Annotated in this window: 14 protein-coding genes; 7 read left to right on the top strand and 7 right to left on the bottom strand. The window is 71.3% G+C overall.

The annotated features are described in order from the left end of the window. Window positions 1–135: 135 nt before the first annotated feature. The 3 genes from AB0E88_RS31180 to AB0E88_RS31170 form a co-directional block, all read right to left on the bottom strand. Window positions 136–900 (bottom strand): transglycosylase SLT domain-containing protein, encoded by a 765-nt coding sequence (locus AB0E88_RS31180; RefSeq protein ID WP_361637625.1) that lies wholly within the window; start codon window positions 898–900, stop codon window positions 136–138. 315 nt (window positions 901–1,215) lie between these two features. Next, window positions 1,216–2,286, bottom strand: a complete 1,071-nt coding sequence (locus tag AB0E88_RS31175; protein WP_361637623.1) for an S-adenosylmethionine:tRNA ribosyltransferase-isomerase — start codon at window positions 2,284–2,286, stop codon at window positions 1,216–1,218. Then, window positions 2,283–2,981, bottom strand: coding sequence for an SDR family oxidoreductase (locus AB0E88_RS31170; RefSeq protein WP_361637621.1), 699 nt, complete (start codon window positions 2,979–2,981; stop codon window positions 2,283–2,285). The genes AB0E88_RS31175 and AB0E88_RS31170 overlap by 4 nt, the downstream gene beginning before the upstream one ends. 285 nt (window positions 2,982–3,266) lie before the next feature. Here AB0E88_RS31170 and AB0E88_RS31165 point away from each other — a divergent pair, with 285 nt between their 5' ends. From AB0E88_RS31165 to chpE, 3 genes are all read left to right on the top strand, one after another. Beyond that, window positions 3,267–4,412, top strand: a complete 1,146-nt coding sequence (locus tag AB0E88_RS31165) for a GAF domain-containing sensor histidine kinase (protein ID WP_361637619.1) — start codon at window positions 3,267–3,269, stop codon at window positions 4,410–4,412. Continuing rightward, window positions 4,405–5,046: a response regulator transcription factor gene (locus tag AB0E88_RS31160; protein WP_361637618.1), complete on the top strand. Its 642-nt coding sequence runs from the start codon at window positions 4,405–4,407 to the stop codon at window positions 5,044–5,046. Before AB0E88_RS31165 ends, AB0E88_RS31160 begins: the two co-directional genes overlap by 8 nt. 145 nt (window positions 5,047–5,191) lie before the next feature. After that, on the top strand, window positions 5,192–5,437 hold the full coding sequence (gene chpE / locus AB0E88_RS31155; protein WP_361637616.1) for a chaplin ChpE: 246 nt from the start codon (window positions 5,192–5,194) through the stop codon (window positions 5,435–5,437). Between the two features lie 705 nt (window positions 5,438–6,142). Here chpE and AB0E88_RS31150 read toward each other — a convergent pair. Beyond that, entirely contained in the window at window positions 6,143–6,922 is a 780-nt protein-coding gene (locus tag AB0E88_RS31150; protein ID WP_361637614.1) for a hypothetical protein, read from the bottom strand. A gap of 151 nt (window positions 6,923–7,073) precedes the next feature. On the opposite strand from AB0E88_RS31150, the gene AB0E88_RS31145 reads away from it, so the two are divergent. From AB0E88_RS31145 to AB0E88_RS31135, 3 genes are all read left to right on the top strand, one after another. Beyond that, the gene (locus AB0E88_RS31145) at window positions 7,074–7,871 is read left to right on the top strand and encodes an ABC transporter ATP-binding protein (protein WP_361637612.1); all 798 of its coding nucleotides are present in this window, start codon (window positions 7,074–7,076) and stop codon (window positions 7,869–7,871) included. 60 nt (window positions 7,872–7,931) lie between these two features. Continuing rightward, window positions 7,932–8,363 carry an NfeD family protein gene (locus AB0E88_RS31140; RefSeq protein ID WP_361637611.1) on the top strand — a complete coding sequence of 144 codons (432 nt, stop codon included), beginning with the start codon at window positions 7,932–7,934 and terminating at the stop codon, window positions 8,361–8,363. Window positions 8,364–8,515: 152 nt separating this feature from the next. Then, complete coding sequence (locus AB0E88_RS31135) at window positions 8,516–9,463, top strand: SPFH domain-containing protein (protein ID WP_361637609.1); 948 nt, start codon at window positions 8,516–8,518, stop codon at window positions 9,461–9,463. Window positions 9,464–9,575: 112 nt separating this feature from the next. Here the strand turns inward: AB0E88_RS31135 and AB0E88_RS31130 are convergent, their stop codons facing one another. The 3 genes from AB0E88_RS31130 to AB0E88_RS31120 form a co-directional block, all read right to left on the bottom strand. Next, window positions 9,576–10,082 carry an HNH endonuclease gene (locus AB0E88_RS31130; RefSeq protein ID WP_361637607.1) on the bottom strand — a complete coding sequence of 169 codons (507 nt, stop codon included), beginning with the start codon at window positions 10,080–10,082 and terminating at the stop codon, window positions 9,576–9,578. Window positions 10,083–10,226: 144 nt separating this feature from the next. Then, window positions 10,227–10,766 carry a YbhB/YbcL family Raf kinase inhibitor-like protein gene (locus tag AB0E88_RS31125; RefSeq protein WP_361637605.1) on the bottom strand — a complete coding sequence of 180 codons (540 nt, stop codon included), beginning with the start codon at window positions 10,764–10,766 and terminating at the stop codon, window positions 10,227–10,229. Window positions 10,767–10,806: 40 nt separating this feature from the next. Next, a complete protein-coding gene (locus AB0E88_RS31120; protein ID WP_361637603.1) occupies window positions 10,807–11,589 on the bottom strand; it encodes a sporulation protein in 783 nt (260 codons plus the stop codon). Between the two features lie 157 nt (window positions 11,590–11,746). Between AB0E88_RS31120 and AB0E88_RS31115 the strand changes: the two genes are divergently transcribed. Further along, on the top strand, window positions 11,747–12,397 hold the full coding sequence (locus AB0E88_RS31115; protein ID WP_361637601.1) for a DNA-3-methyladenine glycosylase: 651 nt from the start codon (window positions 11,747–11,749) through the stop codon (window positions 12,395–12,397). Window positions 12,398–12,783 lie beyond the last annotated feature (386 nt).

Below are 12,783 nucleotides of genomic sequence, written 5' to 3'. Positions count from 1 at the left end.
ACGCCCGGACAACCCCGAAGGGCGGCACCCCGTCAGTTGGGTGCCGCCCTTCGGCGTCTGTGCTCGCGAGAACGGTTGTCGAGAACCGGGTCTTCGCGGATACGTCGCGGGTGCGAGAAGAGGTCCGCGCCGACCTCAGTACGCGCTGTTGACGTTGTCCATCGAGCCGTAGCGGTCGGCCGCGTAGTTGCAGGCGGCGGTGATGTTGGCGACCGGGTCGTAGATGTTCCAGGACGTGCCGGGGACGTGGTACGCCTTGAAGGTCGGCGGGATCACCTGGAGCAGACCCTTGGACGGGATGCCGTTGATGGCGTTGATGTCCCAGTCGTTGATCGCCATCGGGTTGCCGGAGGACTCCCGCATGACGTTGCGGTGGATGCCGGAGTAGCTGGCCGGGATGTGGTGCTTCTTCAGGATGTCGAGCGACTCACGGATCCAGCCGTCGAGGTTGTTCGGGTAGCTCTTGACCACGTGCGGCTTGAGGGCCGGGCGCTTGGCGGCGCGGCTCGCGGCCTCCTTGGCCTTGCGGACGGCCTCGGCCTTCTTGGCGGCGGCGGCCTTGGCGGCGGCGGCCTTCTTCGCGGCGACGGCCTTCGCGACGGCGGCCTTCTGAGCGGCCTCGGCCTTCTTCTGCGCGGCGATCTGCTGCGCCTTGAGGTCGGCCGTGGCGAGCTGGTCGGTGATGCTCGCCTTGACGTCCTTGATCTGCTCGGTGCTGTAGGCGACCTTCGCGGGCGCCACGGCGGCCTCGCTGGTGACCGTGGTCTTGCCCTCGGCGCTGCTGGGCACCGCGGACATGGCGATCGCCGCGGCACCGAGGACGCCGACACCGGCGGCCGCGAGCTTCTGGTGCTTGGTCAGCGAGCGACTATAGAGACGGGAGGAAAAGTTCTTGGGCATGCGTAACGGACCTCTTCGAATAGCGCGGAGGTCGCTCACGTCCGGCGGGGGACTACGGGCACTTCCCGCACGAACGCCGCGGACCTGGAGCCCGCGGCGCTGAGCGACGAAGCAATTCTTAGCGGCCGCAAAATTCGCTGGCAAAGGTGTGACGTACGAAGCCCGATAGTGGATCAGGTAATGGCAAAACGGGACAGACTGGACTGTCTGCCCCGTTCATGTGGGGGTGCTTGTCCTCCTAATCCCCTTCGTACGTGACCTGGACCCTATGCGCGGGCTCACACCGGCCGGGGTCCGCTCTCACCGGCAGTTGCGTCAGCAATGCGCTGTGTGAGGGCCCTCCTCCGGCAGGATGAGATGCAGGTCGCCGAACTCGTGCCAGAGGTACAGACCCCGCAGCGCCTCCTCATACGCACGGGCCACCGCCGCCCTCCCCGCGACGGCCTCGAGCATCAGAAGGTGCGAGGCCTGCGGCTCGTGCAGCCCGGTCAGCAGCCCGTCCACGACGCGCACCCCGCGCGCGGGCGTCACCACCAGGTCCGTCCACCCCCCACGCGCGCGTACGGCCCCGTCGGCGCCCACCGCCGACTCCACGGCCCGGACCGCGGTCGTCCCCACGGCGATCACCCGCCCGCCTCCCGCACGGGCCGCGTCGATCAGCCGCGCCGACGCCCGCGGCACCGCGAACCGCTCCGGATACGGCGGCTCGTGCGCCTCGGCCGAGGCCACCCCCGTGTGCAGCGTCACCGGCGCGAACTGCACCCCCCGGCTCACCAGCTCCGCCACCAGCCGTGCCGTGAAGGGCCGCGCCGCGCTCGGCATCTCCGCACTGCCCGTGCCGTCCGCCGTCGGCAGCGCGAACACCGTCTGGTGGGCGGACAGCGGCTGGTCCCGCTCCGTGTACGCGTACCGGATGGGCCGCCCACGCTCCCGCATCAGCCGCAGTACGTCCCCCGCGGTCACCCGCGCCCACCTGAGCCGTGCGCCGCGCTCGCTCACCGGCTCCTCCAGAACGAGCCGGACGCCTCCGGGCAGACCTATGGACGCACCCGCGGGCGCCCCCGCACGCGCGCGCGTGGTGCCCCGGCCGTCCGGCTCCCGCAGCTCCACCGCCCACCGGCCGTCGTCGCCGCGGGTGGAGAAGTGCACCACCACGCGCGCGTGCCCGAGCCGCCCGTCGACCGCTGCCGCCAGCGTCGGCGAGGTGTTCACCACCAGCAGGTCCCCGGCCCGCAGCAGCCGCGGCAACTCCGTGAACGCGTGATGCGACACCTGTGACCCGCGCGACACCAGCAGCCGCACCGCGTCCCGGTCCAGACCCGGCCCCCGCTGCTCCACCGGCACGCGCGCGGACAGCTCCCCGGGGACCCGCAGCGCGAGCGTCACGACCGCTCCCGCAGCTCAGCCGCCGTGTACCGCCCGCTCGGCCGGCGCTCGTCCAGCAGCCGCAGCAAGACCGGAGCGATCTCCTCCGGCGCCGGCGTCCCCGTGAGGTCCTCGTCCGGCTCCGCCGCGGCCAGCATCCCGGTCCGCATGCCGCCCGGATCGGCCCACCACACCCGCAGCCCCGGCTCCTCCACGGCCAGCACCGCCGACAGCTGATCCAGGGCCGCCTTCGTCGCGCCGTACCCGCCCCACGTGCGGTACGCCTCCACGGCCGCGTCCGAGGTCACGTTCAGTACCGCCCCGGCCCCGGCCTGGCGCAGCAGCGGCAGCGCCTCCTGGACCAGCGCCAGCGGAGCCATCACGTTCGTCTCCAGCGCCGCCCGGAACCCGTCCAGCGGGTGGCGCTCCAGCGGGACCAGCGGCTCCACGCCCAGCACCCCGGCGTTGTTGACCAGCAGATCGACGCCGCCCAGCTTCCAGGCCGCCGCCACCAGCTCCGACCGGTGGCGGGCGTCCGTCACGTCCCCGGCCACCCCCTCCACCCGCGTGCCGTACGACGCGAGCGCCGCCGCCGTCTCCTTCAGCGCCCCGGCACCGCGCGCGTCCAGCGCCAGATCCCAGCCGCGCGCCGCCAGCGCCCCGGCCAGCGCCCGCCCCAGCCCCTTAGAGGCCCCCGTGATGATCGCAACCGGCATGACAACCGTCTCCTCGTCCCTCGGCCGCCTCCGTCCGGCGGTGACCTCACCGTAGGAACGCCGCCCCGGCCACCGCCTCGGACGCGGGCAGCACAGCGGCCCGGCCCTTCGCCCTAGGCCCGCCCCACCGCCCTCGGCCGTAGGCCCGCCCCCCTCGCCCTGGGTCCGCCCGTACCGACCCCGGTCCTAGGCCCCGTCCTAGGCCCGGCCCTAGGTCCCGGGACCCGGGCGGTGGCCGTCACGGGGCGGATCCGTGATGTCCGAGGCCGCCGGTACCGTGAGGTCATGAGTCACGGTCCCCGGTCCGGCCTCGCCGCGGTGAGCGCCGCGCTGCTGGCCATGAGCAGGCATCTCGAGGTGCGCGACGTCCTGAAGACGATCGTCGCCTCGGCCCGCGAACTGCTCGACGCCCAGTACGCCGCCCTCGGCGTCCCCGACGATCACGGCGGGTTCGCCCAGTTCGTCGTCGACGGCGTCAGCGAGGAGCAGTGGAAGGCCATCGGCCCGCTGCCGCGCCAGCACGGCATCCTCGCGGCGATGCTGAAGGAGGCAAGGCCCGAGCGCCTCGCCGACGTGCGCAAGGACCCCCGTTTCGAGGGCTGGCCCTCCGCCCACCCCGAACTCGCCGACTTCCTGGGCCTGCCCATCCGCGACGGCGACGAGGTCATCGGCGCGTTGTTCCTCGCGAACAAGAACTGCCCGCGCCAGGACGGCCGCTGCGGCTTCACCGAGGAGGACGAGGAACTGCTGGCCCTCCTCGCGCAGCACGCGGCGATCGCCCTGACCAACGCCCGCCTGTACGAGCGCAGCCGCGAGCTGACCATCGCCGAGGAACGCTCCCGCCTCGCCCACGAACTGCACGACGCGGTCAGCCAGAAGCTGTTCTCGCTGCGTCTGACCGCCCAGGCCGCCGCCCGCCTCGTCGACCGCGACCCGGCCCGCGCCAAGGGCGAGCTGCAGCAGGTGGCCGCCCTCGCCGCCGAGGCCGCCGACGAACTGCGCGCCGCCGTCGTCGAGCTGCGCCCCGCCGCGCTCGACGAGGACGGCCTGGTCGCCACCCTGCGCACCCAGATCCAGGTCCTCGACCGCGCCCACTCCGCGCGCGTGACGTTCGCCGCCCGCGGCATCCGCGCCCTGCCCGCCGCCCAGGAGGAAGCCCTGCTGCGCGTCGCCCAGGAGGCCCTGCACAACGCCCTGCGACACGCCTCGGCCGAGCATGTCGACGTCACCCTGGACCGGCGCGGCCCCGGTGCCGTGCTGCGCGTCACCGACGACGGCACCGGCTTCGACCCGAAGGCGATACGGCGCGCGGGACGCCACCTCGGCCTGGTCTCCATGCGCGACCGGGCGGACGGGGCCGGCGGCAGGCTCACCGTGGAATCGGCGCCCGGCAAGGGCACCACGATCGAGATGGAGGTCCCCGGTGGCTGAGGCAATCAGGGTGCTGCTCGTCGACGACCACCAGGTCGTCCGCCGGGGCCTGCGCACCTTCCTGGAGGTGCAGGACGACATCGAGGTCGTCGGCGAGGCCGCCGATGGCGCCGAAGGCGTCGCCCGCGCCGAGGAGTTGAAGCCGGACGTCGTCCTCATGGACGTCAAGATGCCCGGCATGGACGGCGTGGAGGCCCTGCGCAGGCTCCGCGAACTCGCCAACCCCGCGCGCGTGCTCATCGTCACCAGCTTCACCGAGCAGCGCACGGTGGTCCCGGCCCTGCGCGCCGGCGCCGCCGGATACGTCTACAAGGACGTGGACCCCGACGCGCTGGCCGGCGCCATCCGCTCCGTGCACGCCGGGCACGTGCTGCTCCAGCCCGAGGTCGCCACCGCTCTGCTCTCCCAGGAGGAGGCGAACTCCGGTCAGGGCCGGGGGAACGCGCTCACCGAGCGGGAGCGCGAGGTGCTGGGCCTGATCGCGGACGGCCGCTCCAACCGGGAGATCGCCCGCGCGCTGGTCCTGTCCGAGAAGACGGTGAAGACCCACGTCTCGAACATCCTGATGAAACTCGACCTGGCGGACCGCACGCAGGCCGCGCTGTGGGCTGTTCGTCACGGTGTGTCCGGGTGATCGGCAACTCGGAAGGTTCCCTTCCGGACTGAGATTCATACCGTCGTGGGAATGTCCCCCGGATGGCGTATCCCGCGGTGGGGGCGCGCCGTTCTCCAGTGCGTGCTGCGGCGACTGCCGCGGCAATCGCAAGGAGGGCTTTGAAGTGAAGAACCTGAAGAAGGCAGCGGCCGTGACGATGGTGGCCGGCGGGCTGATCGCCGCCGGTGCGGGCATGGCCTCCGCCACCGAGGGCGCGCACGCCGACGGCACCGCCGTGGGCTCGCCGGGTGTCGTCTCGGGCAACGTCATCCAGGCCCCGGTCCACGTGCCGGTCAACGTCGTGGGCAACAGCGTCAACGTCATCGGCGCGCTGAACCCGGCCTTCGGCAACCTCGGCCTGAACCACTGACACTCCGCACCACCCGCGCCGCCCCGGCCTCCCGGCCCCACCCGGGAGGCCGTTGCCGACTTCGTCCCCCCCCACAGCACAAGCTGCCCTTGGGTCCGGTCGCAGCCCCCCGCACCGCACCAGCCTGGCCGCGCCTCCGGTCGCAGCCACCCGCACCGGACCAGCCGACCCCCGGCTCCGTCGGCGCCCCGGCTCCGGTTGCGGGCAGCCGCACAGCACAAGCTGCCCTTGGCTCCGGTTATGGGCAGCCGCACCGAACCAGCCGCGCCCGGCTCCGGCCGCGCCCCGGCTCCGGTCGCCCGCAGCCGCACCGCACCAGCCGCGCCCCGGCCGCAGCCGGGCAGCCGCGCTGCCTAGCCGCACAAGCCGCGGGCAGTCGTGCCGCAGGGCGGCACGGGTGGGCGCGGCCGGCACCCCGCAGCGCCGGTCCACGCACCCAACCCCTCAGCGCCGACGCCGGTCACCACCTGAGGAACCCGGCCGAGCCGACCTGGCACCTGCGACGCCGGTCACCGCCTGAGGAACGCGGCCGAGCCGACCTGGCACCTGCGACGCCGGTCACCGCCTGAGGAACCCGGCCGAGCCGACCGTCACCAGCGACGCCGGTCACCACGCAAGGAAGCCCACGAACCCGCCCTGCCCCGCCGCCCCCCGGCACAAGAACGACGAACGCTCACCGCCCTGGAAAACCGCCGAAGGCGCGTCTCACCGCTCACGCTCCTCCACATACGCGTTGTACGCGGCCACCTGCGCCCGCCGAGCCACCCGCTCCACCGGCCGCAACGCCTCCGCCCGCGCGAACATCTCCCCGGCGCTCACCGCACCCCCGTGCCCCTTCTCCGACGCGAGGGACACCAGGAACCCCACCCGCTGCGCCAGCTCCAGCACCCGCACCGCCCGCGGCGGATACCCCGGCGCCAGCACCTCCCGCCCCCGCTCGGCCCGCGCCCGGTACGCGTCGATCGCCGCCTGCGCCACCGGCCCCGACCCGGCGACGTCCAGCCGTGTCAGCGCTGCGGTCGCCTCCCGCAGCCCCTCCGCCAGCTCCCGCTCGGCCTCACCCAGCGACGGCACATCGGCCGGCGGAGCCTCCCGGACCGGCAGGCAGTGCCAGACGACCTCCACATGCACATCACCGTCGGGCCCGGCCTCGTACACCTCGGGCACCAGCCCCAGCGCGCCCCCGTGGCAGATCACCGCCTCCTCGGCCTCCAGCGCCCGCTTGTTGAACTCCGGCGGACCGCTCAGCCCGAGCGGATGCCCCGGCGCCGGGAGCGCGACGCGCAGCCCGCTCACGCCCAGCGACCGCAGCCGCCCGAGCGCGAGCGTGAGGCCGACCGGGGCCGACTCACCCGGCAGCCCCTCCACCCGGTGCACCGCGTCCTCGCCCACGATGGCGAGCACGGCGTCATCCGGAGAGACAAGTCCGGCAAGAAGGGCATTTCCCCAGGCGGCAAGGCGGCCGGCGCGCGGTTCCACGAGCATGCCCCCCACCCTAAGGACCGGACCGATGGAACGGCTCGCCCGGTCCGTGGCGTAGATTCGTTCAGGGCCGCGCCCACCGGCGCGGCGAACAGAGCCACAGGCGTACGCGACAGCCGAGACCGGCCACACTGCAAGGGGAGACAACGCGCTCATGAGCGATGTTCTGGAGCTTCAGGACGTATCCGTGGTCCGTGAGGACCGGGCTCTGGTGGACCAGGTCTCCTGGTCGGTCAAGGAGGGCGAGCGCTGGGTCATCCTCGGCCCGAACGGCGCCGGCAAGACCACCCTCCTCAACGTCGCCTCCAGCTACCTCTACCCCAGCAAGGGCACCGCCACCATCCTCGGCGAGACCCTCGGCAAGCCCGGCACCGACGTCTTCGAACTGCGCCCCCGCATCGGCGTGGCCGGCATCGCCATGGCCGAGAAGCTCCCCAAGCGCCAGACCGTCCTGGAGACCGTCCTCACCGCCGCGTACGGCATGACGGCCACCTGGAACGAGGACTACGACGAGATCGACGAGCAGCGCGCCCGCGCCTTCCTCGACCGTCTCGGGATGAGCGACTACCTCGAGCGCCGCTTCGGCACCCTCTCCGAGGGCGAGCGCAAGCGCACCCTCATCGCCCGCGCCCTGATGACCGACCCGGAACTGCTGCTCCTCGACGAGCCCGCCGCCGGCCTGGACCTCGGCGGCCGTGAAGACCTGGTCCGCCGCCTCGGCCGGCTGGCCCGCGACCCCATCGCCCCCTCCATGATCATGGTCACGCACCATGTCGAGGAGATCCCGCCGGGGTTCACCCACGTCCTCATGATCCGTCAGGGCAAGGTCCTCACCGCCGGCCCGCTGGAACTCGAACTCACCTCCCGCAACCTCTCCCTGTGCTTCGGCCTCCCGCTCGTCGTCGAGCAGGTCGGCGAACGCTGGACGGCCCAGGGCCTGCCCCTGTCCTGACCCCGTGCGCCCCGCCCGGCGCCCTGTCCGCAACCGGACCGGCGGCCCTACGATTGCCGTGTGAACGACATCGACGCATGGGTGTGGTGGCTCGTCGGTGCGGCAGCGCTCGGAATCCCGCTCGTGGTCACCGCGATGCCGGAGTTCGGGATGCTCGCCGTCGGCGCCGTGGCCGCGGCGGTCGTCGCGGGCTTCGGCCTCGGCGTCGTCGTCCAGGTGCTCGTCTTCCTCGCCGTCTCGATCGCGCTCATCGCCGTCGTACGGCCGATCGCGGCCCGGCACAGCCGCCAGCGCCCCCAACTCGCCACCGGCATCGACGCCCTGAAGGGCCGACAGGCCGTCGTCCTCGAACGCGTCGACGGCTCCGGCGGCCGTATCAAACTCGCCGGCGAGATCTGGTCGGCCCGCGCCCTCGACACCGGCCGCGCCTTCGAAGTGGGCGACCACGTGGACGTCGTGGACATCGAGGGGGCCACCGCGATCGTCATGTGACCTCCTACGACGCGACAAGAGGCGACCCGGTGCGGACTCGGCCGAACACCCCCCGAGCCCTCCGACGGTCTGTCAGACTCGACCAGCAAGATCTTCAACAGCCATAAGATCTTCCGAAAGCGCCGAGGCGGAGAAGGGGACGGGCAGCCACGATGGAACCGGTCATCATCGTCCTGATCATTCTGGTGGTGTTGGTCTTCATCGCCCTGATCAAGACCATCCAAGTCATTCCGCAGGCGAGCGCCGCCATCGTGGAGCGCTTCGGCCGCTACACGCGGACGCTGAACGCGGGTCTCAACATCGTCGTCCCGTTCATCGACACCATCCGCAACCGCATCGACCTGCGCGAACAGGTCGTCCCCTTCCCGCCGCAGCCGGTGATCACCCAGGACAACCTGGTCGTCAACATCGACACAGTCATCTACTACCAGGTGACCGACGCCCGCGCGGCCACCTACGAGGTCGCCAGCTACATCCAGGCCATCGAGCAGCTCACCGTCACCACGCTGCGCAACATCATCGGCGGCATGGACCTGGAGCGCACCCTCACCTCCCGCGAGGAGATCAACGCTGCCCTGCGCGGCGTCCTCGACGAGGCCACCGGCAAGTGGGGCATCCGCGTCAACCGCGTCGAACTCAAGGCCATCGAACCGCCGACCTCCATCCAGGACTCGATGGAGAAGCAGATGCGCGCCGACCGGGACAAGCGCGCGGCGATCCTCCAGGCAGAAGGTGTGCGGCAGTCCGAGATCCTGCGCGCCGAGGGTGAGAAGCAGTCCCAGATCCTGCGCGCCGAGGGTGAGGCCAAGGCCGCCGCACTGCGCGCGGAGGGCGAGGCCCAGGCCGTCCGCACGGTCTTCGAGGCCATCCACGCCGGCGACCCCGACCAGAAACTGCTGTCCTACCAGTACCTCCAGATGCTGCCGAAGATCGCCGAAGGCGACGCCAACAAGCTGTGGATCGTCCCCAGCGAGATCGGCGACGCCCTCAAGGGCCTCTCCGGCGCCATGGGCAACTTCGGCGGCATGGGCGGCGGTTCGGGCAACGGCGGCTCGACGAGCAACGGCACCGACCGCCGCGAGAAGCCGTCGATCGACTGACGGGACCGGCCGAAGCAACGTTCCCCGCGACCCGACAAGGGCGCGGGGAACTGCGCGACAAGCCACGACGAACCCGCGGCCGACAACGCACACACAGCCCTACGGTGAATGGTCAGGCCGCGTCCCGGGCCAGCCACCCGGGAAGAGCGGCAAGATCATCCGCCCCCAGCGTCAGCAGCATCGCATCGGCCGGCGTAGGCTCGAACGGCTCCCGGAGCAACCGCATCCCGGCCTCCTCCGGCGTCCGGTCCGCCTTCCGGTGGTTGTCCTCCGCACACGCGGCCACCGTGTTCAGCCACGTGTCCTGCCCACCCCGGGACCGAGGCACCACGTGGTCCACGGTCGTCGCCCTGCGCCCGCAGTACCCGCACCGGTGCCGGTCCCGGACCAGCACACCCCGCCTCGACCACGGCGCTTGTCTTCGGAACGGCACCCGTACGTACCGGCACAGCCGGATCACCCGGGGCGCGGGTATGTCCACATCGGCACCGCGCATCCGCAGCTCGGGGTGGGCCTGCTCGACGACGGCCTTGTCCTGAAGCACCAGAACGACGGCTCGGTTCAGCGTCACCGTCGACAGCGGTTCGAAGCTGGCGTTCAGAACGAGCGTGTCACGCATCAAGCCCACCTCCCGTGTGCACCGGCCCACCCCCCGGCGGGCTTGGATCAACTCTGGACGGGCGCGCCGAGATGGACAACGCAATAAAAAATGCCCGCCTCCGATCACTTCCAAGACCAGAGGCGGGCAAACCTTCCGTGAACGTCAGGCTTCCGCGGACTCCTCGTACTCACCGATGAGCTGCGCCCGGGCGAGCGTGTGGAACCGCAGGTTGAAACCGACGGCGGCAGGAGAGGCGTCGGAATCCGGACCGAGCTTCTCCTGGTCCACGGCGTACACCGTGAACACATACCGGTGCGGGCCGTCCCCGGGCGGCGGCGCGGCACCGCCGAAGTCCTTCGAGCCGTAGTCGTTGCGCACCTGGACCGCACCCTCGGGCAGTCCCTCGAACTTGCCGGTCCCCGCACCCGCCGGCAACTCGGTCACCGAGACCGGGATGTCGAACACGGACCAGTGCCAGAACCCGCTGCCCGTCGGGGCGTCCGGGTCGTAGCAGGTCACGGCGAAGCTCTTGGTCTCCGGCGGGAAGCCCTCCCACCGCAGCTGCGGCGAGGTGTTGCCCTTCGCGTAGACCTGAGCGTCCTTGAGGGTGGCACCCTCGCGGACGTCCTCACTCGTGACCGTGAAGGACGGCACGGGCGGATGGAAGTCGTGGGGGAGAGGCCGCCTCTTGAGCTCGGTCACCTCGGTACCTCCTGATCGCTTGCGTTCAGTGGGTCCGAGCCTAGAACCAGTTCCGCTTGGAGCCGACCTCGGACAGCCACTGGTTGAGGTATGCCGCCCAGTCGGTCCCCTGCCAGTCGTTCAGACCGACCTGGAAGGAGCGGTAGGTGTCGCTGCCCTCACTGAACAGACCCGGCTTCTTGTCCATCTCCAGGACGACGTCCATGGCGTGCTCGTCGGCGACGAAGCTCAGCTCCACCTGGTTCAGCCCGCGGTACTGCGACGGCGGGAAGAACTCGATCTCCTGGTAGAACGGCAGCTTCTGCCGCGTGCCCCGGATGTGGCCGCGCTCCATGTCGGCGTTCTTGAAGCGGAAGCCCAGCTGGATGAACGCGTCCAGGATCGCCTTCTGCGCCGGCAGCGGATGGACGTTGATCGGGTCCAGGTCGGAGGAGTCCACGGCCCGCGCGATCGCCAGCTCGGTGGTCACGCCGATGTGCATCCCGCGCAGCGACTGCCCGTCGATCATGGTGACCGGCGTCTCCCACGGGATCTCGAGCCCGAACGGCACCGCGTGCACGGCACCCGCCTGCAGCTCGAAGGCACCCCCGAGCCGGACCTTGGTGAACTCGATGTCCTGCTTGTACTCCTGGTCGCCGCTCTCCACCTCGACCTTGGCCTGCAGCCCCACCGACAGGCCCTCGATGTCCTGGCTGACGGACCCGCCCTGGATCCGCACCTCACCCTGGACCACGCCACCCGGCACCACGTTCACCTCGGTCAGCACGGTCTCGACCGAGGCCCCGCCGGCCCCCAGGCTCGCGAGCAGCTTCTTGAACGCCATGGCTCTCCTCAACGACTACGACTGCAACGGCTGCGACTGCGCCCTTGATCCGTACAAACGCGAACCGGTCCCGGCCGGTTCCGCGCCCTCACCCTGGCAAGCCGCACGCCCCCTGACCACCCCATGGCACGGACCGACTCCAGTACGCTCGGAGAGCATGATCGCGAGCCCCGACCGTACGCCCCTGCCCCGCGCCTTCTTCGACCGGCCCGTCCTCGAGGTCGCGCCCGACCTCCTCGGCCGTGTCCTCGTCCGTTCCACCCCGGACGGCCCGATCGCCCTGCGCCTGACAGAGGTAGAGGCCTACGACGGCCCGAACGACCCCGGCTCCCACGCCTACCGCGGCCAGACCGCACGCAACAGCGTGATGTTCGGAGAGCCCGGTCATGTGTACGTCTACTTCACCTACGGCATGTGGCACTGCATGAACCTGGTCTGCGGACCGGTCGGACGGGCCAGCGCCGTCCTGCTCCGCGCCGGCGAGATCATCGAGGGCGCCGAACTGGCCCGTGTCCGTCGTCTCTCGGCCAAGAACGACAAGGAGTTGGCCAAGGGCCCCGCCCGCCTGGCCACCGCCCTGGACGTGGGCCGCGCCCTGGACGGCACGGACGCCTGCGCCGAGGGGGAGACCCCGCTGCGGGTGCTGACGGGCACGCCCATCCCCTCCGACCAGGTACGCAACGGCCCCCGCACCGGCGTGGCCGGCGAGGGCGGGAACGGCGACGCCCACCCCTGGCGCTTCTGGGTCGCCAACGACCCGACGGTGAGCCCCTACCGGGCCCATGTGCCGAGGCGGCGCCGCAGTTGACGCAGCGCGCGAAGGTGCGTAATGTGGCCCGAGCCGCTGAACCGGGTACGGCGATCGCCTGCAGCCGGAGCGGCCAACCCACTATCTAGCTACAGCCCCTCAACGGGGTCGATTCTGGTGCGTTCGCGTACCCGAATTCGAACTCGCGAGACTCGATTATGAGTCGCCGAGAGAATGAGCTAACGTAGTGAATGTCGAAAGGGCGGACGGCGAAAGCCGAAAACCCCGGAGACATCCCGCCGACCGGGAATCGGACGCCGAAAGGATCTGATAGAGTCGGAAACGCAAGACCGAAGGGAAGCCCGGAGGAAAGCCCGAGAGGGTGAGTACAAAGGAAGCGACCGTTCCTTGAGAACTCAACAGCGTGCCAAAAGTCAACGCCAGAT

Origin of the sequence: Streptomyces sp. NPDC028635 (assembly GCF_040637635.1) — a bacterium.
Taxonomy (GTDB): Bacteria; Actinomycetota; Actinomycetes; order Streptomycetales; family Streptomycetaceae; genus Streptomyces.
Note: the sequence above shows the minus strand (reverse complement) of the source record. Positions and strands in the feature narration are given on the sequence as shown.